The sequence below is a fragment of the Catellatospora coxensis genome (genome assembly GCF_016862635.1).
Taxonomy (GTDB): Bacteria; Actinomycetota; Actinomycetes; order Mycobacteriales; family Micromonosporaceae; genus Catellatospora; species Catellatospora coxensis.
Genome location: NZ_BONI01000010.1, coordinates 78,232 through 96,222, shown reverse-complemented (window position 1 = coordinate 96,222; position 17,991 = coordinate 78,232). Strand labels below are relative to the sequence as shown.

At 71.9% G+C, this 17,991-nt stretch carries 18 protein-coding genes; 8 read left to right on the top strand and 10 right to left on the bottom strand.

All coding sequences use genetic code 11. From position 1 onward, the window contains the following. Positions 1-115: 115 nt before the first annotated feature. A complete protein-coding gene (locus Cco03nite_RS08320; protein WP_203690642.1) occupies positions 116-1,117 on the bottom strand; it encodes a D-alanine--D-alanine ligase family protein in 1,002 nt (333 codons plus the stop codon). Further along, positions 1,117-2,295 (bottom strand): alanine racemase, encoded by a 1,179-nt coding sequence (gene alr / locus Cco03nite_RS08315; protein WP_203690640.1) that lies wholly within the window; start codon positions 2,293-2,295, stop codon positions 1,117-1,119. Before alr ends, Cco03nite_RS08320 begins: the two co-directional genes overlap by 1 nt. Positions 2,296-2,405: 110 nt before the next feature. On the opposite strand from alr, the gene Cco03nite_RS08310 reads away from it, so the two are divergent. Together Cco03nite_RS08310 and Cco03nite_RS08305 are read left to right on the top strand one after the other, a co-directional pair. Next, positions 2,406-3,062: a response regulator transcription factor gene (locus Cco03nite_RS08310; RefSeq protein ID WP_203690638.1), complete on the top strand. Its 657-nt coding sequence runs from the start codon at positions 2,406-2,408 to the stop codon at positions 3,060-3,062. Next, on the top strand, positions 3,062-4,276 hold the full coding sequence (locus tag Cco03nite_RS08305) for a sensor histidine kinase (RefSeq protein ID WP_203690636.1): 1,215 nt from the start codon (positions 3,062-3,064) through the stop codon (positions 4,274-4,276). The genes Cco03nite_RS08310 and Cco03nite_RS08305 overlap by 1 nt, the downstream gene beginning before the upstream one ends. A gap of 9 nt (positions 4,277-4,285) precedes the next feature. Here Cco03nite_RS08305 and Cco03nite_RS08300 read toward each other — a convergent pair whose 3' ends face one another. The 3 genes from Cco03nite_RS08300 to Cco03nite_RS08290 form a co-directional block, all read right to left on the bottom strand. After that, a complete protein-coding gene (locus Cco03nite_RS08300) occupies positions 4,286-4,936 on the bottom strand; it encodes a hypothetical protein (protein ID WP_203690627.1) in 651 nt (216 codons plus the stop codon). 51 nt (positions 4,937-4,987) lie between these two features. Beyond that, a complete protein-coding gene (locus tag Cco03nite_RS08295) occupies positions 4,988-5,392 on the bottom strand; it encodes a hypothetical protein (protein WP_203690625.1) in 405 nt (134 codons plus the stop codon). 88 nt (positions 5,393-5,480) lie between these two features. After that, positions 5,481-6,209, bottom strand: a complete 729-nt coding sequence (locus tag Cco03nite_RS08290; RefSeq protein ID WP_203690623.1) for an SDR family oxidoreductase — start codon at positions 6,207-6,209, stop codon at positions 5,481-5,483. Between the two features lie 229 nt (positions 6,210-6,438). On the opposite strand from Cco03nite_RS08290, the gene Cco03nite_RS08285 reads away from it, so the two are divergent. Further along, the gene (locus Cco03nite_RS08285) at positions 6,439-7,137 is read left to right on the top strand and encodes a hypothetical protein (RefSeq protein ID WP_203690621.1); all 699 of its coding nucleotides are present in this window, start codon (positions 6,439-6,441) and stop codon (positions 7,135-7,137) included. 169 nt (positions 7,138-7,306) lie between these two features. On the opposite strand, the gene Cco03nite_RS42785 is transcribed toward Cco03nite_RS08285, so the two are convergent. The 3 genes from Cco03nite_RS42785 to Cco03nite_RS08270 all read right to left on the bottom strand — a co-directional run bounded on the left by Cco03nite_RS42785 (position 7,307) and on the right by Cco03nite_RS08270 (position 11,451). Continuing rightward, positions 7,307-8,653, bottom strand: a complete 1,347-nt coding sequence (locus Cco03nite_RS42785; RefSeq protein WP_203690619.1) for an extracellular catalytic domain type 1 short-chain-length polyhydroxyalkanoate depolymerase — start codon at positions 8,651-8,653, stop codon at positions 7,307-7,309. A 305-nt stretch (positions 8,654-8,958) separates the two neighbouring features. After that, the gene (gene cydB / locus Cco03nite_RS08275) at positions 8,959-10,020 is read right to left on the bottom strand and encodes a cytochrome d ubiquinol oxidase subunit II (RefSeq protein ID WP_203690617.1); all 1,062 of its coding nucleotides are present in this window, start codon (positions 10,018-10,020) and stop codon (positions 8,959-8,961) included. 12 nt (positions 10,021-10,032) lie between these two features. After that, positions 10,033-11,451, bottom strand: a complete 1,419-nt coding sequence (locus tag Cco03nite_RS08270) for a cytochrome ubiquinol oxidase subunit I (RefSeq protein ID WP_203690615.1) — start codon at positions 11,449-11,451, stop codon at positions 10,033-10,035. A gap of 183 nt (positions 11,452-11,634) precedes the next feature. Between Cco03nite_RS08270 and Cco03nite_RS08265 the strand changes: the two genes are divergently transcribed. Beyond that, the gene (locus Cco03nite_RS08265; RefSeq protein WP_373314222.1) at positions 11,635-12,357 is read left to right on the top strand and encodes a lysophospholipid acyltransferase family protein; all 723 of its coding nucleotides are present in this window, start codon (positions 11,635-11,637) and stop codon (positions 12,355-12,357) included. A gap of 6 nt (positions 12,358-12,363) precedes the next feature. Here the strand turns inward: Cco03nite_RS08265 and Cco03nite_RS08260 are convergent, their stop codons facing one another. Beyond that, on the bottom strand, positions 12,364-12,582 hold the full coding sequence (locus tag Cco03nite_RS08260; protein ID WP_230686784.1) for a hypothetical protein: 219 nt from the start codon (positions 12,580-12,582) through the stop codon (positions 12,364-12,366). A 213-nt stretch (positions 12,583-12,795) separates the two neighbouring features. On the opposite strand from Cco03nite_RS08260, the gene Cco03nite_RS08255 reads away from it, so the two are divergent. The 3 genes from Cco03nite_RS08255 to Cco03nite_RS08245 all read left to right on the top strand — a co-directional run bounded on the left by Cco03nite_RS08255 (position 12,796) and on the right by Cco03nite_RS08245 (position 15,748). Further along, entirely contained in the window at positions 12,796-13,578 is a 783-nt protein-coding gene (locus Cco03nite_RS08255; RefSeq protein ID WP_203690775.1) for a glycerophosphodiester phosphodiesterase family protein, read from the top strand. 64 nt (positions 13,579-13,642) lie between these two features. Beyond that, positions 13,643-15,001: an MFS transporter gene (locus Cco03nite_RS08250; RefSeq protein ID WP_203690612.1), complete on the top strand. Its 1,359-nt coding sequence runs from the start codon at positions 13,643-13,645 to the stop codon at positions 14,999-15,001. A 72-nt stretch (positions 15,002-15,073) separates the two neighbouring features. Continuing rightward, positions 15,074-15,748: a thymidine kinase gene (locus tag Cco03nite_RS08245; protein WP_203690610.1), complete on the top strand. Its 675-nt coding sequence runs from the start codon at positions 15,074-15,076 to the stop codon at positions 15,746-15,748. Here the strand turns inward: Cco03nite_RS08245 and Cco03nite_RS08240 are convergent. Then, positions 15,721-16,686: a hypothetical protein gene (locus tag Cco03nite_RS08240; RefSeq protein WP_203690608.1), complete on the bottom strand. Its 966-nt coding sequence runs from the start codon at positions 16,684-16,686 to the stop codon at positions 15,721-15,723. The genes Cco03nite_RS08245 and Cco03nite_RS08240 overlap by 28 nt on opposite strands. Positions 16,687-17,004: 318 nt before the next feature. Between Cco03nite_RS08240 and Cco03nite_RS08235 the strand changes: the two genes are divergently transcribed. Continuing rightward, on the top strand, positions 17,005-17,850 hold the full coding sequence (locus Cco03nite_RS08235; RefSeq protein ID WP_203690606.1) for a hemerythrin domain-containing protein: 846 nt from the start codon (positions 17,005-17,007) through the stop codon (positions 17,848-17,850). The last annotated feature ends 141 nt before the right edge of the window (positions 17,851-17,991 follow it).

Here is a 17,991-nt window from a genome sequence, read left to right as displayed (position 1 = left end):
GCCCGGGGAGGCCGTGCCGCCTAAGCCGCCAGGTTCGGGCGGCCGGCGCTCCCCGGACCGGCGCGAGGTGTCCGCGGAGCCCGGCACTACCCCAGTCACCGGGCTCCGCGGCGTATCAGCGCCGCCCGGCCAGGGCGGTCAGCGAGCGGCCCGCCGAGGCGGCCGCGGTGTTCACGAGGGTGTCCAGCAGGTCCGGGTAGGAGATCCCGGCGGCCTGCCAGATCCGCGGGTACTGCGACGCGGAGGTGAACCCGGGGAACGTGTTGACCTCGTTGAGGACCGGCTCGCCGCCGTCGGTGGGCAGGAAGAAGTCCACCCGCAGCAGGCCCCGGCACTCCAGCGCGGCGAACGCCTGCAGCGCCCGGCACTGCAGCAGCGCGATGACCCACGGGTCGAGCCGGGCCGGGATGTCGAACACCACCTCACCGGCGGTGTACTTGGCGTCGTAGTCGAAGAAGCCGTGCCCGTCGGCGACCCGGATCTCCAGCGGCGGCCCGGCCTGCAGCGTGCCGTCCGGGTGTTCGAGCACCGCCACGTCCACCTCGCGCCCGGCGACGCCGGCCTCGACGAGCACCTTGCCGTCGCATTCACGGGCCGCGGCCAGCGCCGCGGGCAGCTGCGCCCAGTCGTCGACGCGGGTGACCCCGATGCTCGACCCGGCGCGGGCCGGCTTGACGAAGACGGGCAGGCCCAGGCGCTCGCGGTCGGCCGGCGACACGTCGTCCTGGCCGGGCCGCAGCACGACGCCGTCGGCCACCCGCAGCCCGTCCGCGGCCAGGATCTTCTTCGTGAACTCCTTGTCCATGCCGGTGGCGCTGGCCAGCACGCCGCTGCCGACGTACGGCACGCCGACCAGCTCCAGCAGCGACTGCACCGTGCCGTCCTCGCCGTACGGCCCGTGCAGCGCCGGGAACACCACGTCGACGCCGCCCAGCGCCCGCAGCGCGTCCCCCATGCCCACCGCGACGCCGTCGACCTGCCAGCCCCCGTCGCGCCCGATGACCACCTCGGTGAGGTCGTACCGCCCCCGGTCCAGGTGGCTCAGGATGCTGCGCGCGCTCTTGCACGAGACCTCGTGCTCCCCGCTCCGCCCCCCGTAAACAACAGCGACCTTCATCAACGCTTCCCTTCCGTGGCGCAGGAAGGAAGGGCACCTTCTACACGGACGTCCGCTGTGAAGGTGCCCTTCCCATCGTGGTGGCGGGGCACGCGGGTGCCGATGCCGGTGAGGATCTCGTGCGGGTTGGTGGCCGCCCAGGCCGCCCAGTCGGCGGCGGTGGGTTCGCCGGCGTCGCCGGGGCCGAGCACGGTGACCGGGTCGCCGATGCGCACCTCCAGGTCGCCCGCGTCGACGACGCACTGGTCCATGGCGACGCGGCCGATGATCGGCGATCGCCGCCCCCCGAGCAGGACCTGTGCCCGGCCGTCGACGCCGCGCGGGATGCCGTCGGCGAAGCCGAGCGGGATCAGCGCGAGCGTGGTGGGCTGGTCGGTGACGTGGGTGTGCTGGTAGGAGACGCCGGTGCCGGCGGGCACCCGCTTGGTCATGATCACTTCGGTACGCAGCGTGAGTGCCGGTCGCAGCCCGAAGGCGCGACCGGGCACGGGCTCGACCCCGTACACCGCGATGCCGGCGCGGACCAGGTCGAAGTGGGTGTGCGGGGCGGTGAACGCGGCCGCCGAGTTCGCCAGATGCAGCAGTTCCGGCTCCAGCCCGGCGTCACGGGCGTACGCCACCGCCTCGCCGAACGCGGCCGTCTGCGCGCTCACGCCGGAAGGAGACGAGTCGGCGGTGGCCAGGTGCGACCACACGCCGCGCACGGCGAGCACGCCCTCCCGCTCGTACTTGCGGGCCCAGGCGACCAGCTCCGGCCAGCCCGCGGCGGTCGCGCCGTGCCGCGACATACCAGTATCGATCTTGAGGTGGACCCGCGCCGGGCGGCCGGCGGCGCGGGCTGCGGCGGCGACCGCGTCGAGCAGCTCCGGGGCGGCCACGGACACGTCGACGTCGGCGGCGGCCAGCGCGGCGAAGTCGGTGCGGGGGCCGTGCAGCCAGCTCAGCACCGGCGCGGTCAGCCCCGCCCGGCGCAGCTCCAGGGCCTCGGCGGCGCTGGTGACCCCGAGCCAGGCGGCGCCGCCGGCCAGCGCGGCCCGCGCCACCGGCACCGCGCCGTGGCCGAACCCGTCCGCCTTCACCACGGCCATCACCGCGGCGGTCGTGGCCCCGGCGATCCGTCCGACGTTGGCCTCGATCGCCGCGAGGTCGACGACCGCCTCAGCCAGCTCTCCAGTCACGGTGGGTAGCCAACCGCAGGGGGTGTGAGGGTGCCGAGAGGGATTTCACTAACACTGCGCTAACACCGCCCGTGCATACTTGGCGGTCGGTTCGTCGAGGAGGTGGCGGGGTGCGGGTCCTGGTCGTGGAGGACGAGGAACTGATGGCCGAGGCCGTCGCCGAGGGGCTGCGGCAGGAGGCGATCGCCGTCGACGTCGCCTACGACGGGGCGGCGGCGCTGGAGAAGCTCGCGGTCAACGCGTACGACGTGATGATCCTGGACCGGGACCTGCCGCGGGTGCACGGCGACGAGGTGTGCCGCCAGGTCGTGGCGCAGGGCCTGGACGTGCGGGTGCTGATGCTCACCGTGTCGGTGACGGTCGCCGAGCGGGTCGCCGGGCTGAGCCTGGGCGCCGACGACTACCTGCCCAAGCCGTTCGCGTTCGCCGAGCTGGTGGCCCGGGTGCGGGCGCTGGGCCGCCGGGCCCGCCCGGCCACGCCGCCGGTGCTGGAACGGGCCGGCATCCGGCTCGACCCGCACCACCGCGAGACCTACCGGGACGGGCGTTACGTGAGCCTGTCCCGCCGCGAGTTCGCGGTGCTGGAGGAGTTGCTGCGGGCCGAGGGCGCGGTGGTGTCGGCGGAGACGCTGCTGGAGAAGGTCTGGGACGAGAACATGGACCCGTTCACCACCATCGTCCGGGTCACCATCAGCGGCCTGCGCCGCAAGCTGGGCGAGCCGCAGCCGATCGAGACGGTCACCGCCGTCGGCTACCGGATCCGCTGATGGGCGAGTGGCGGGGCAATCTGCGGGTACGCCTGACCGTCGTGTTCAGCCTCGTGTTCGCCCTGGCGGGCGGTTCGGTGCTGGCCGGCGTGCTGATCCTGGTCGACAACGCCATGGAGTACAGCATGGGCATCCTGCTGTCCGACCAGCAGCGCGGCCCCGATCCGTTCGACTACACCAGCGTGGGGACGATCAAACCCGGCTCCATCGAGGCGTCCAAGCAGACGATCCTGGACTCGATGCAGGCCAACCTGCTGTTCAAGGGCGGTCTGACGCTGCTCGCGATGTGGGTGCTGGCCACCGCCGCGGGCTGGTTCGTGGCCGGGCGGCTGCTGCGCCCGCTCAGCATGATCACCGCGACCGCGCACCGGATCGCCGGTCGCACCCTGCACAAGCGCATCGACCTGGACGCCCCGCCCGGCGAGGTGAAGAGCCTCGCCGACTCGTTCGACAGCATGCTCGACCGCCTCGACGAGGCCTTCGCGGGCCAGGGCCGGTTCATCGCCAACGCCGCGCACGAGCTGAAGACCCCGATCGCGCTGAACCGCACCCTGGTCGAGGTCGCGATGAGCCGCCCGGACAGCCCGCCGCAGGTGCATCAGCTCGGCCAGAACCTGCTCGCCGTCAACCAGCGCCACGAGCGGCTCATCGACGCCCTGCTGACGCTCGCCCGCGCCGAGGACGCGGTGACCGAGCGCCGCCTGGTCGACATCGCCGAGCTGGCCACCATCGCCGCCGACACCACCGAGGCGCTGGCCGGGCGGCTGTCCGTGCAGATCGGCCGCGACCTGGCCCCGGCGCCGGTGACCGGCGACCCGATCCTGCTGGAGCAGCTGATCCGCAACCTGATCGACAACGCGACGCGGTACAACGTCGCGGGCGGCTGGGTGCGGGTGCAGACCATCGCCCGGCCCCGCCACGCCGAGATCGTGGTGAGCAACACCGGCGCGGTCATCTCGGCGTACGAGGTGCCGACGCTGTTCGAGCCGTTCCGGCGGCTCACCGACCGGGTCGGCTCCTCGCGCGGCAGCGGCCTCGGGCTGTCCATCGTGCGCGCGGTCGCGCAGGCCCACCGCGGCGACGCGGTCGCCGTGCCCCGCCCCGGCGGCGGCCTGGTGGTACGCGTGATCCTGCCCCGCTCCGCGCACCCGCTCGCCGAGCCGGTGATCGTGGCGCCGGGGCTGCCCGACGCCCACGACCCCGGCCACCCCTGACCGGCGCCCTCAGCGCAGCACGGGGCGGCCGGCCAGCACGGCGCGGTGGATCTCGTCCACGTCGACGTGGCCCTGCTCCGCCAGGAACTCCGCCCGCAGCGCCGCGGCGATGTCCTCGGCCGGGGCGTCGGCGGGACGCAGCGGGTTGTCGGGCGCGCCGAGGAAGCGGGTGCCGGGCTCCGGGTCGACGTAGATCGCGCCGCGGCCCCGGTCGTCCAGCCAGATCGGGCAGGTCAGCCGGTCCTTCACGACGAGGTGGCCCGCGTCGGTCAGCGAGGTCGCCAGCAGGCCGCCGACGTGCAGCGAACCGCCGACGAACAGGCAGCTGTCCCACAGGCAGACCAGGTCGTGCGCGGCGACGGTGCCGGTGACGTACAGCGACGTGTACACGTCGAGGTTGCGGAAGCCGAGCGGGCCGTGCACGGTGAGGTCGCCGTCGACGACGTACACGGTGTCCTCGTCCTCGCCGGGCATGTTGCCCAGGGCCAGCGGCCCGTCCACCACGAGGTCGCCGGAGTGGACGTGGAAGTGCTCCGGCTCGTCGCCGAACAGGTCCGCCAGGTGGACGCTGTCGTAGCTGGCCTCGCCGAGGTCGTAGCGCTGCGCCGCCTGGGCCAGCGGCAGGGGTCGCCAGTCGCCCGGCATGCCGTCGAAGAACATGAGGGGACGTTAGCCGCCCCCTCATGTTCTCCGGCCCGCGGTCCGGTGTGGTCAGACCAGGCCCAGGCCGAGCGTCAGGGTGCCCGCGGCCAGTGCTGCCCCGCCCAGCGGCACGAGCCAGATGAGCTTGTTCGGCCTGGTGTCGCTCGGGCGCACCACGGACAGGAAGAAGCCCAGCGACATCACGATCGGCGGGGCCACGAGCAGGGCGCGGACCAGGGTCTGCGTGCCCGCGCCGTAGCCGGTCTCGTCGAGGTAGGGCAGGGCGACCAGGGCGAAGATCACGAGCACGCCGGCGTGGGCGTGCCCGGCGGTCCACAGCGCCCGCCGGACCGGGTTGTCGAGGTAGCCGGGGATGCGCTTGACGATGCTCATCAGCAGCGACAGCCCGCCGAAGACGATGGTCGACACGGTGATGAGCAGGATGCCCGCGGTGAGCAGGGTGGCGTGGGACATGGCGAGCCTCTCTGGATAATGGACAGCGTCACTATCCGCCATGCTATGCGCCTTCGTCAATCGCCTTTCGCGCTGTGCTCCGGGCGGGTCAGCGGCCGCCGGAGACCTTGAGGGTCGCGCCGGTGGTGTACGAGGCCTCGTCGCTCAGCAGCCAGACGATGGCGTTCGCGACCTCCTCGGGCTGCCCCGAGCGGCCGAGCGGGGCGGCCGGGCCGAGCCGGTCCGCGCGGCCGGGCTCGCCGCTGCCGGCGTGGAACCCGGTGTGGATCACGCCGGGGGAGACCGTGTTGACCCTGATCCCGGCCGGGCCGAGTTCCTTGGACAGGCCGACGGTCAGCGTCTCGACGGCCGCCTTCGACGCGGCGTAGTGCACGTACTCGCCGGGGCTGCCCAGGGTCGCGGCGACCGAGGAGACGTTGACGATCGCGCCGCCGGGGCCCATCCGGCGGGCCGCCTCCTGCGCGCAGAGGATCGCGCCGATGACGTTGACCTCGACCACGCGGCGCAGGTCGGCTTCGGACAGCTCGGTGAACGGCCCGATGGCGCTGCTCACCGCCGCGTTGTTGACCAGGCCGGTGGGTGTGCCCAGCTCGGCCTGCGTACGGTCGAACAGCTCGCGCACCTGCGTGCCGTCGGACACGTCGACGCGGATCGCGAGCGCGCGCCGCCCCGCCGTGGCCACCTTCGCCACGACCTCGGCCGCCGCGTCGGCGTCCCCGCGGTAGCCGACCACGACGTCATGTCCCGCCGCGGCGAGCTTTACGCAGGTGGCAGCGCCGATGCCGCGGCTGCCGCCGGTCACGATGATGATCCCCATCGGTCCATTAGAACAACCGTCGTGCGACCGTGACAGACCGTGACACTGTCACCGCCGACACACCCGGTGCGCGGAGCGGGGCGGTACTGCGAAGATGTCCCCACTTTTCCGCATGGTGTCAGTGCCGTCGTTGTCGGTGGGCTCTGATAGAACATGCGTATCAAACATGTGTTCGGCGAGGGTATATGCGGTGGCCGTGCTGCCGCTGCTGGAGGGTGGGAGCGCGGTTATGACGGGACTGTCGACTCAGGAGTTGACGCAGATCCAGGAGACGCTTGCGTCCGGCAAGCGGCCCCGGGTCATGTTCACCGAGGCGGCCGGCCAGATCGCGGGCCAGCTGGGGCAGGTCGTGCAGCTCGACGACCCGGATACCCATGATGAGTGGATCATGGTGAAGTTCGGCAGCGACGTGCTGCCGTTCGCCCCCGGCGATCTCAGCATCCCGCCCAAGGGCGCCACGGGCCGCAAGCCCACGCCCGAGCCGGTGCCGGAGCCTGTCGCCCCGCCCGAGCCCGAGTTCATGATCATCCGCGAGAAGCCCGTCCGTCAGGAGCGACCAGTGTCCGTGAATCCCGAGGTGTCCGAACCGGAGACCCCCGCCGTGGCGCCCGCCCCGCGCAAACCCGCTGCCGGCAAGGGCCCCAAGGTCAAGCCGCCGGCCGGGCTGACCGTGACGCTGGCCTACACCGAGGGCGAGTGGACGGTCGGCGCGGTCCAGGGCACCAAGGCGCTCGCCAAGCCCTACATCATCAAGGCGCAGGAGGCGCTGAAGATGGTGTCGATGCTGGACGTGCCCGGTGTGCAGGAGGCCGTGGAGCACATCCTGGCCGCCGAGCGGGCCGAGGCCGAGGCGCACGCGCTCAAGCTGCGTGCCGAGCTGGCCGAGCTGGAGGCCAAGTTAGCCGAACTGGGCGCGGCGGGAGCCTGAGGTCAGACAGAAGCGGGGCGGCCGTCGACTCGGCCGCCCCGCTTCTTCGCGCCTGGTGCTTTCGCGGGTGGCGCGGCCCGCGATCCGGCGATGGGAGCCGGTCGCGGGCGGCCCGGTTGCCCGGCACCGCCCGCAACCGGCGATCAACGCCGGTGGAGAGCGGCGGCGCTCACAGCGCGGTGCACGAGACCGTGGTGCCCGTCGGCGCGCCGTTGGCCTGGAAGCCGAACTCCGCGTAGGCCCCCGCCGCCAGCTTGCCGTTGTAGCTCAGGTTGCTCACCTGGACCGTGCCGGTCGTCCCGGTGAACTGCCCGTTCCAGCCGTTGACGAGGCTCGCCCCGGACGGCAGCGCCAGCGCGACCCGCCAGCCGTTGACGCCGCCGCCGCCCGCGGTCACCCGCACCGCGGCGACGAACCCGCCGGTCCACGCGTTGCTCACGGTGAACACGGCCGTGCAGCCGCCGGGCGCCGGAGGCGAGCCGCTCGGCGACGGTGACGTGCTCGGCGACGGCGACGCGCTGGGCGACGGCGGGCGCGACGGCGAAGGCGACACCGACGGTGAGGCGCTCGGCGAAGCGGACGGGCTTGCCGACGGGCTGGCCGTGGTGTTCAGGCCGAAGAAGGCGACCGCGGCGCTGTACTGCACGGGCAGGTTGTGCGGGGTGTTGGCCATGCTGACCGCCTCGACCAGCACCTGGCCGGAGCCGTTGGCGTAGCGGGTGCGGGTCCAGCCCGACTGCGGGGTGTCGGTCGAGGTCGGCGTCTGGCTCAGGCCGTGCACGTCGGTCCACTGCTCGATCGCCTCGCCGAAGTTGACGTACGACAGGACCTCGTCGTTGACGCCGTGCCACAGCTGCATCCGCGGCCGCGCGCCGGTGTAGCCGGGGTACGCGTTGCGGACCAGGTCGCCCCACTGCTGCGGGGTCTTCACGACCTGCCCCTGGGCGCAGGCGCTGTTCCAGCTCTCGGTCCCGGCGAAGCAGCCGAACGGCACCCCGGCGAAGGCCGAGCCCGCCCGGTACACGTCCGGGTACGCGCCGAGCAGGACGTTGGTCATCATGCCGCCGGAGGAGACGCCGGTGACGTAGGTGCGGGCAGGGTCGGCGTTGAAGTTCTGCTGCACGTGCTTGGTCATCGAGACGATGCTCAGCGAGTCGCCGCCGCCGTTGTGGGTGAGCGTGGCGGCCGAGGCGACGTCGAAGCAGCCGTCGCTGCGGGTCACCGACGGGTAGACCACGATGAAGCCGTACTGGTCGGCGAGCCGGGCGTAGTCGGAGCCGTTGTACATCGCCTGCCCGTCGCCGTGGCACCAGTGCACCGCGACCAGCAGGGCCGGCCGCGGCGCGACGGTGTTCGGCACGTACAGGAACATGCGCAGGCTGCCGGGGTTCGCGCCGAAACCGGTGACCTCGGTGAGGGTCGCGGCTGCGGCCGGTGTGGCCACGGTGAGGATCACCGCGGCGATGAGCGGAACGACAGCGAGCCACAGGGCGTGCAGGGCTCTGCGTGGGGTCATGGAGCTTGCTCCTTGCCGAGGAATACGCGCAGATCCCGGCCATGGGCCGGAACGCGCGCGGGGTTCGCTGCCGCCACGCGGGCTCGGCCCGGTGCGCCCTCGGCAGTCGGATGCGGCCGCCCACCCGGGTGGACGGCGGTTGCTCCCGACCCGCGAGTCTAGTGGCGACGATGAATGCCTGTCAGCGCCGCATCGCCCAGCGGCACCCCCGCCGCGCCCAACGGCGAAGGAAGGGCACCTTCACATCGCTATCCGTTGTAGAAGGTGCCCTTCCCAACGCTGCGCGTGCGTGAGCTGGGCTTTCTTCAGACGGCACGGCCGCCGGAGGCCGGCGCCGGGGCCGGTTCCTCGGGGATGTGGCTCGTGCCGATGCGCCTGCGGAACACCCAGTACGTCCAGCCCTGGTAGAGCAGCACGAGCGGGGTGAACACCACCGCGACCCAGGTCATGATCTTCAGCGTGTACGGCGTTGACGACGCGTTGCCCACGGTCAGGCTGTTGGTCAGCGGATCCACCGTCGACGGCAGGACGAACGGGTACAGATCGGCGAACAGCGACGCCACGGCCAGCGCGATCGCCGCCGCGGTGCCCACGAAGGCCCAGCCCTCGCGGCGGCCCGCCGGGTCGGTGCGCGACGGCATCCGGTTCGCGATCAGGCCACCGATCAGGCACAGCGCGGCGAGCACGGCCAGCACCACGGCCGCCGGGGTGGCCCGCCGCAGCAGCGTCACCCCGAGGAACAGCGCCGCGGCGAGCACGGCGAACACGCCCAGGCGCTCGGCGAGCAGGTTGGCCCGGTGCCGGATGCCGCCGACGGTCTTCAGCGCGATGAAGATCGCACCGTGGGTCAGGAACAGCGCGACGGTGGTCAGGCCGCCGAGGACGGCGTACAGGTTGAGCAGGGTGAACAGGTTGCCGGTGTAGTCGTGCTCGGCGTTGAGCGGCACGCCGCGCACGATGTTGGCGAACGCGACGCCCCACAGGAACGCCGGCACCGCCGAGCCGAACACGATGCACCAGTCCCAGCGCCGCTTCCACGACGCGGCGGGGCGCTTGCCGCGGTACTCGAACGCCACCCCGCGCAGGATCAGCGCGAGCAGGATCAGCAGCAGCGGCAGGTAGAAGCCGGAGAACAGCGACGCGTACCACTCGGGGAACGCGGCGAACATCGCGCCGCCCGCGGTGATCAGCCAGACCTCGTTGCCGTCCCAGACCGGCCCGATCGTATTGATCATCACGCGGCGCTCGCGCTCGTCGCGGCCGAGCACGGGCAGCAGCATGCCGACGCCGAAGTCGAAGCCCTCCAGCACGAAGTACCCGATGAACAGCAGTGCGATCAGCAGGAACCACAGCGTCGACAACTCCATGGCGGTGCTCTCCTAGTACGCGAACGCCAGCGGCCGGTCCTCGTCGGACTCGGCCGGGGGCGGCGGGGTGACGTCGGGCAGCCCGGCACGGGCGTAGTGCAGCAGCAGGCCCACCTCGACGACCGCGAGCACGCCGTAGAGCACCGTGTACACGATCAGCGAAGTGATCACGTCACCGGAGGACGCGGCCGGGGACGCCGCGACCGCGGTCTTCATCTGCCCGAACACGATCCAGGGCTGCCGGCCCATCTCGGTGAAGATCCAGCCGAACGAGTTTGCGGCCAGCGGCATCAGCGGCAGCGTGATCATGGCCCACATCAGGAAACGGGTGCCGCGCCGCTCCGGAGCGGGGGAGCGGCCCTTGCGGATCGCCCACAGCGCCCACAGCGCGAACAGCGCGGCCAGCACCCCGAAACCGATCATGAGGCGGAACGACCAGTAGGTCACCGGGATGTTGGGCGCGTAGTTCCCCGGCCCGAACCGCGCCGCGTACTCGGCCTGCAGGTCGTTGACGCCCTGGACCCGGCCGTCGAAGGTGCCGGTGGCCAGGAACGACAGCACCCGCGGCACGTCCAGCGACCAGACCGGCCGGCTGCCGTCGAGCGTGCCGATGGTGAACAGGGAGAACGGGGCGGGCTGCTCGGTGGTGTAGAGGGCCTCGGCGGCGGCCATCTTCATCGGCTGCACCTCGGTCATGATCTTGCCCTGGACGTCGCCCGTGATGAGCAGCGCCGCCATCGCCACCAGCGTCGTCCACGAGCCGAGCTTGACCGCGCTGCGGAACGCGCCGGTGTCGCGCCCCGGACGCCGCACCAGGTGCCACATGGCCACGGCGGCGACCAGCGCGCCCGCGGTGAGGAACGCGCCCGCGACGGTGTGCGGGATGGTGATCAGAGCGACCTTGTTGGTCAGCACCGCCCCGAAGTCGGTCAGCTCGGCCCGCCCCCGCTCAGGATTGATCCGGAAGCCGACCGGGTTCTGCATCCACGAGTTCGCGGCCAGGATGAACGAGGCGCTGAGCACCGTGCCGACCGCGACGATCCAGATGCAGGCCAGATGGATCCTCTTGGGCAGCCGGTCCCAGCCGAAGATCCAGAGCCCCAGAAATGTCGACTCCAGGAAGAATGCGAGCAGCGCCTCCATCGCCAGGGGCGCGCCGAAGATGTCGCCGACGAAGCGCGAGTACCCACTCCAGTTCATGCCGAACTGGAACTCCTGCACCAGGCCGGTCACCACGCCCATCGCGAAGTTGATCAGCAGCAGCTTGCCGTAGAACTTCGTCAGCTTCAGCCACTTCTCGTCCCCGGTCCGCGACCAGGCCGTCTGGAACCCCGCGACGAGGAAGGACAGGCCGATCGTGATCGGGACGAACAGGAAGTGGTACACGGTGGTGATGCCGAACTGCCAGCGAGCCAGGTCAGTCGCGTCCATGGCGTGGAATCCCCGATCCGAAATCATCCCTTCCGCTGACGATAAGCACAGGTGGCGGGCCGGGAAGCCGACTTTGCGGACCCTGCGTCGAACAACTCCCCGGGACCTCGACGACGCATGGCAGGATCGTGGACCGTGAGCCCCTCCCAGACCTGGTCCCCGCCCCCGCTGCTGCGCTTCGCGATGCTGCTCGCCGAGGGCGCGGTGCGGCTGCTGACCCGCATGGAGGTCACCGGGGACATCCCCGCGGAGCTGCGCGGCCGCCCGCTGATCCTCGCGGCCAACCACATCAGCCCGTTCGACCCCGTCGCGGTCGCGGCGGCGTTCCGCAGGCTGGGCGTACACCCGCGGATCATGGCGAACGCGGGGCTGTTCCGCACGCCGGTGATCGGGCCGCTGATGCGCTGGCAGGGCCACATCCAGGTGGACCGGGGCGAGCCGACCGCGGGCAACGCCGTCACCGACAGCGTCACCGCGCTCAACGGCGGCGCACCGCTGATGATCTACCCCGAGGGCCGGATCGGCCTCGACCCCGGCATGTGGCCCGAGCGCGGCCGCACCGGCGTCGGCCGCCTCGTGCTGGCGACCGGCGCGCCCGTCGTGCCGATCGCGATCTGGGGCAGCCATGAGGTCATCCCGTACGCGGCGCCGACCGGCATGTGGCCGATGATCTGGCAGTCGCTGCGGCGCCGGCGGCGGGTGCGGGTGCACGTCGGCCCGCCGGTCGACCTGTCCGGCATCGACGCGGCCCGGCCGGGCGCGGCGCAGCGTATCGCCGACCGCATCATCGACGCGATCACGGCCGAGCTGGCCCCGCTGCGCGCCGACGAACCCGGCGCGCCCCGCTTCACCGACCCGTCCCGCCCCACCGAGACCCGCCGCGCGAGGCCGCGTACCGCGCGCTGAGCCGCGTCAACCCCGGCGCGAGCGGTAGGCGGCCACCAGTTCGCGGGTGGTGGCCAGGCCCAGCTCCTGGCGTAGGTCGGCGATGCGGCGGTTGGCCGTGCGCAGTGACAGGTACTCCGCGGCGGCCGCCGCGGCTATCGTCGCGCCGTCAGCCAGCCGGTCCAGCAGCGCACGCTGGACCGGGGACAGCTGCCGCAGCCAGTCCACTGGGTCGTCGTCGGCCACCTGAGCACCCCTTCATCACTTCAGACTCCGCTAGTGGCTCGTCCCGGCGATCGCCTGGACGGCGATTCGCCGTGGACTCCCCACCAGCGGTCCTGGATAGATCGATTTGTTTCGACGCGGTGGTGCGGACATTCTCACCGATGTCGCCCGTTGTTGGCGAGCGGTCAGTACGCGGGCCATCCATCCGCACCCGGCAGTGGCAAGCTTTCCCAGATGGAGACGCCGCAGGGTCACCCCCATCCGTATCTCGCCGCGCCGCCGCTCGCCTTCGCCCATCGGGGTGGCGCGGCGGAAGGCGACGAGAACACCGCCGACGCGTTCGACCGGGCGGTGAAAGCCGGCTACCGGTACGTCGAGACCGATGTGCACGCCACCCGCGACGGGGTGGCCGTCGTCCTGCACGACGCGAACCTGCGCCGCGTCGCCGGCGAGCCGCAGGCGGTCGCCACCATGACCTGGAAAGACCTGCAGACGGTGCGGGTCGCCGGGGCGGCCGCCGTGCCGCGGCTCGACGAGGTCCTCGACGCCTGGCCCGAGATCCGGTTCAACATCGACATCAAGGCCGACGCGGCCGTCGCGCCGACCGTCGCCGCGGTGCACGACCGGGCCACCCCGGAGCAGGTGCTGCTGGCGTCCTTCGCCGACGCCCGCCTGCAGCGGACCCGGCAACTCGCCGGTCCGGCGTACGCCACCTCGCTGGCGCAGCGGGAGACGGCCCGGCTGTGGCTGGCCTCGCGAATGCGGCGGCGCATCGTGCTGCCGCCGTCGGTCGTGGCTGCTCAGGTGCCGATCCGCTTCGGCGCGGTGCGCGTGGTGGACCGCCGGTTCGTGAACCACGCGCACGCGCTGGGGCTTCAGGTCCACGTGTGGACGGTCGACGATCCTGCCGTGATGGAGGGGTTACTTGATCTCGGTGTGGATGGCATCATGACCGATCGCATCGACGTGTTACGGGAAGTTTTCACACACCGGGGCCTCTGGAAGGACCTTGCATGAGGGAGCGCAGCGAACGAATCAGCGGGCTTAGCCATGCCGCCGACGAGCGAAGCGAGGAGAAGGCATGACCGCTGATGTCAGCGCACCTCCTGCTCCTGCAGAGGGCTATGGCGAGAGCACCAAACGGGAGCGGGTCGGCTGGTACTTCTACGACTGGGCGAACTCGGCGTTCTCCACGACCGTGGTCACGGCGTTCCTCGGGCCCTACCTGACCGCGATCGCCGAGAACGGGGCCGACGCCGCGGGTGATGTGCACCTGCTCGGCATGTCGTTCAAGGCGGGCTCGCTGTTCGCGTACACCACCTCTTTGTCGGTGGTTTTGCAGGTCCTGCTGCTGCCGGTGGTCGGCGCGATCGCCGACCGGGCGGCACGCAAGAAGATCTGGCTCGCGATCTTCGCGTACGTCGGCGCCGCGGCGACCTGCGGTCTGGTGTTCCTCACCGGTGACCGCTACCAGCTCGGCGCGGGGCTGTTCCTGGTGGCGAACCTGGCCTTCGGCGCGAGCATCGTGGTCTACAACTCGTTCCTGCCGCAGATCGCCGACGAGAACGAGCGCGACGGGGTGTCCAGCCGCGGCTGGGCCTTCGGCTACCTCGGCGGCGGCCTGCTGCTCCTGCTCAACGTGATCGTGGTGCTGATCGGCGGCGAGGAGAACCAGGGCGAGATCGCCCGCTGGTCGCTGGTGTCGGCGGGCGTGTGGTGGGCGGCGTTCACCACGCTGCCGCTGCTGTGGCTGCGCGACCGCCCGTCCCCGGCGGGCACCGCGCGCGGCTCGGTGCTGATCGACGGCTTCAAGCAGCTCGGGCACACGCTCAAGGAGATGCGGGCGTTCCCGCTGACACTGTTCTTCCTCGGCGCGTTCCTCATCTACAACGACGGCATCCAGACCGTCATCGCGATGGCCGGCACGTACGGCTCCAAGCAGCTCGGCTTCGACAACACCGTGCTCATGCCGACCATCCTGATGGTGCAGTTCCTGGCCTTCGCGGGCGCGATGCTGCTGGGCAGGCTGGCCAAGCGCTACGGCGCGTGGAAGACGGTGCTCGGCAGCCTGGTCGGCTGGACGGCGATCCTCATCGCCGCGTTCTTCCTGCCGTACGGCCAGGCGGTCCCGTTCGTGATCCTCGGCGGCGCGATCGGCATCGTGCTCGGCGGCAGCCAGGCGCTGAGTCGCTCGCTGTTCAGCCAGCTGATCCCGCGCGGCAAGGAGGGCGAGTACTTCGGCCTGTACGAGATCTCCGACAAGGGCACCAGCTGGCTCGGCCCGCTGCTGTTCGGCCTCGCGTACGACCTGACCGGTTCGTACCGGGTCGCGATCATCTCGCTGATCGTGTTCTTCGTCGCCGGGTTCATCATGCTGCTGATGGTGCCGATGGCGCGGGCCATCGCCGTGGTCGGCAACACGCCGCCCGAGAAGCTCTGACACGCCCGGCGATCAGCGAATCGCCGGGATGGATTCCCGGTTGCGGTGGGGCAGCCACTAGGCTGCCCCACCGTGACCGCTGCTGACGAACCCACCATCGCCCCGGCGCACTGCCAGTCCGCGGGGGACGGCCGACTGCGCCACGGCGCGGCCCTGAAGTTCTTCTGGGGCCCGATGGACTGCGGCAAGTCGACCCTGGCCCTGCAGATGGATCACAACCACGGCCGCCAGGGCCGCCGCGGCCTCGTGCTGACCCGCAACGACCGGTCGATGGGTCCGCAGGTCACCACGCGGATCGGGCTGGCCCACGCGGCCGTCGAGGTCACCGACGACCTGGACCTCATCGCGCTGGTGCGCAAGGAGTGGGGCGACGGAGCCCGCATCGACTACCTGATCTGCGACGAGGCGTGCTTCTACACCGTCGAGCAGATCGAGCAGCTGGCCGACCTGGTCGACTCGTACGACGTCGACGTGTACGCGTTCGGGCTGGCGTCGGACTTCCGGTCGTACCTGTTCCCGGCCGCGCAGCGGCTGTTCGAGCTGGCCGACGAGGTGAACCGGCTGCAGGTCGAGGTGCTGTGCTGGTGCGGCCGCGAGGGCCTGCTCAACGCCCGCATCGTCGGGGGCTCGGTGGCCCGCGAGGGCGAGCAGGTCGTCATCGGCGACACCGCCGCCGTCGACCAGTCCGAGATCCGCTACCAGGTGCTCTGCCGCCGCCACTACCGCTCGGGCGACCTGGGCCAGTAGCCGCCGGACCGCTGTCGGCGCTGCGCCGAGCCTCGGCCGCTGAGGCTGGGCCTCGGCTGACGCCTGCCGTGCTCCGGCAGTGCTGCCGCGATCTCCACGCCGGTTTCGGGAGGATCCGCAGTGACCTCCTCGTCGCCGTCCCGTACGGCGATCACGAGGACGCCGGCGGCGACCGCGGCGACGGCCGGGAAGGCGATCAGCGCGGGCAGCTGGTAGGAGATCTCGGCGTACTTGGCGGCGAACGCGGCGGTCCGGCCGGTGTGCGCGAGCGCGCTCCCGGCCACGGCGAGCGCGGCGGCCACGGCGGCGGACCGGTGCAGCCGTACGCAGGCCGCCACGGCGAGGCCCCACGGCAGCGAGTACAGCAGGGCGTGCGTCGCGATCTTCATCGTCAGGAAGTCCCGTTCGACGATGCCCAGCGCGGGCAGGACGGCGACCGCGACTGTCGCGGCGAGCAGCAGCCCGCGACGCCAGGGGCCGTCCAGGACGGCGGGGCGCCACACGCCGCTGCGGCGTACGACGGCCAGGCAGGCGAGCGTCGCGACGGCTGCGCTCGCGGCCATGACCAGGGCCAAGGCTTGGACCTGGCCGAGGTTGGCCTCGGGGTAGCCGACCATGCCGATCATCGGCCGCCAGTGCCGGGCTGCCCAGACCCCGATGGCGCACAGCTGCGCCCCGGTGATCGCGCCCGCCACTGCGGCCGCTCCCGCGAGCCGTTCCCGCCGCGCGGCCGCCAGTAGCAGTCCGCAGACCACCAGCAGACCCACCAGGATCTTGTGGTGTGCTGTGTACAGCGTGCCGGTGTTGCTCGGGCCGCCGCGACCCGGCACCGCCATGACGGCGGCGGCCGCCCCGGCCGCCGCGAGCGCGATCACGGCCATGGCGATGCGGAACACGTGCCGGGCGTGCGGGCCTTCGCGCCGTGCGCTATCGATCATGGCGACCTCCGTCGATGGGTGCGCTCATCCTCGCGGATCGCGAGGACTCCCGCGGCCCCCGCCCACCCCGACACCCGCACAGCGCGGTGCGGTGCCGTGCGGTGCGGTGCGGCACCGCACCAAGGTCCTCCGACTTGCCAGGCACCTGTGCGTATCTTGAGCAGCCATTCGCCCGGTTGCCTGGCAAGTCGGACGATCATGGGGGGCCGGGGTTCGGCGGCACGGGCCCCGGTCGGCGGGTATGCCGCCGTTTCGCCCCGCGGCGTGGCCGGGGCAGGTCACTATGGTGACGAAACGGACTTTGTGAGGTGACGCGGGATGTCCGAGCGCGAGCCGGCGGACGACGAGACGCCCGGCGACGCCCCGCAGGAGCGGCCCGGCCGCGCCGAGCGCGACGTGTACCGGATGAAGGTGCAGGAGCTGCGCGCCCTGCTGCGCGAGGCGGGCGTGCCCGGGACCTCGCACATGCACAAGGACGAGCTGGTCCGCGAGCTGGTCAAGACCATGCACTCCGATCAGCGGGCGCGCCCCATCGCGAAGGTCGCCACGGGCAAGAAGAGCGTGGTGCCGCCGGACGACGGCGCGCCGAGCTCGAAGGCGCCGAAGCCGCAGCGCCCGGCCAAGCGGGTGCCCCCGGCGGCCGAGCCGATGCCGCCCGACGAGCACGGCGACGTGATCGACATCTTGCTGGTGCAGCATCAGCAGCTCGGCGACCTGTTCGACGAGCTGGACGGCGCGCGCGGCGCGCGCCGCCGGGACCTGTTCGCCGAGCTGGTACGCCTGCTCGCGGTGCACGAGAGCATCGAGCAGTTGCTGGTCCACCCGCTGGCGCGGGCGCGGCTGTCCGACGGCGACGCCGTGGTGGACGCCCGCACCGAGGAGGAGGACCAGGCCGAGCAGGACCTGCTGGAGCTGTACGAGCTGGGCCTGGAGCACGACGACTTCGCCGACAAGCTGGCCAACCTGCGCGACGCCGTGATCGAGCACGGTGAACTGGAGGAGGAGGAAGAGTTCGACGCGCTGCGCGAGCAGGTGCCCGCCGAGGAGCTGACCCGCCTGGCGGCGATCGCGATGGCGGCCACCGACGCCGTCACCTCCGCCGACGACGCCGCCGCGCCCGACGAGATCTTCGCCCTCGCCCGCGAGTCCTTCCCCGAACCCTGACCCGCCGCGCCGCCCGCCGCTTGATCGCCCGACTTGCCGGGCACCTGTGCGTATCTTGACCGCGCTTACGCCCACGTGCCTGGCAGGTCGGGCGATCTCTGCGCGCCGGGTGGCGTGCGCGGCACGCAGAGTAATTCATCG

What these genes read in the sequence shown, in the direction of transcription:
- Cco03nite_RS08320 (WP_203690642.1), bottom strand. Translation starts at nt 1,117, where the DNA reads ATGAAGGTCGCTGTTGTTTACGGGGGGCGGAGCGGGGAGCACGAGGTC.
- Cco03nite_RS08305 (WP_203690636.1), top strand. Translation starts at nt 3,062, where the DNA reads ATGGGCGAGTGGCGGGGCAATCTGCGGGTACGCCTGACCGTCGTGTTC.
- Cco03nite_RS08300 (WP_203690627.1), bottom strand. Translation starts at nt 4,936, where the DNA reads ATGTTCTTCGACGGCATGCCGGGCGACTGGCGACCCCTGCCGCTGGCC.
- Cco03nite_RS08295 (WP_203690625.1), bottom strand. Translation starts at nt 5,392, where the DNA reads ATGTCCCACGCCACCCTGCTCACCGCGGGCATCCTGCTCATCACCGTG.
- Cco03nite_RS08290 (WP_203690623.1), bottom strand. Translation starts at nt 6,209, where the DNA reads ATGGGGATCATCATCGTGACCGGCGGCAGCCGCGGCATCGGCGCTGCC.
- Cco03nite_RS08285 (WP_203690621.1), top strand. Translation starts at nt 6,439, where the DNA reads ATGACGGGACTGTCGACTCAGGAGTTGACGCAGATCCAGGAGACGCTT.
- Cco03nite_RS42785 (WP_203690619.1), bottom strand. Translation starts at nt 8,653, where the DNA reads ATGACCCCACGCAGAGCCCTGCACGCCCTGTGGCTCGCTGTCGTTCCG.
- cydB (WP_203690617.1), bottom strand. Translation starts at nt 10,020, where the DNA reads ATGGAGTTGTCGACGCTGTGGTTCCTGCTGATCGCACTGCTGTTCATC.
- Cco03nite_RS08270 (WP_203690615.1), bottom strand. Translation starts at nt 11,451, where the DNA reads ATGGACGCGACTGACCTGGCTCGCTGGCAGTTCGGCATCACCACCGTG.
- Cco03nite_RS08265 (WP_373314222.1), top strand. Translation starts at nt 11,635, where the DNA reads ATGCTGCTCGCCGAGGGCGCGGTGCGGCTGCTGACCCGCATGGAGGTC.
- Cco03nite_RS08255 (WP_203690775.1), top strand. Translation starts at nt 12,796, where the DNA reads ATGGAGACGCCGCAGGGTCACCCCCATCCGTATCTCGCCGCGCCGCCG.
- Cco03nite_RS08250 (WP_203690612.1), top strand. Translation starts at nt 13,643, where the DNA reads ATGACCGCTGATGTCAGCGCACCTCCTGCTCCTGCAGAGGGCTATGGC.
- Cco03nite_RS08240 (WP_203690608.1), bottom strand. Translation starts at nt 16,686, where the DNA reads ATGATCGATAGCGCACGGCGCGAAGGCCCGCACGCCCGGCACGTGTTC.
- Cco03nite_RS08235 (WP_203690606.1), top strand. Translation starts at nt 17,005, where the DNA reads ATGTCCGAGCGCGAGCCGGCGGACGACGAGACGCCCGGCGACGCCCCG.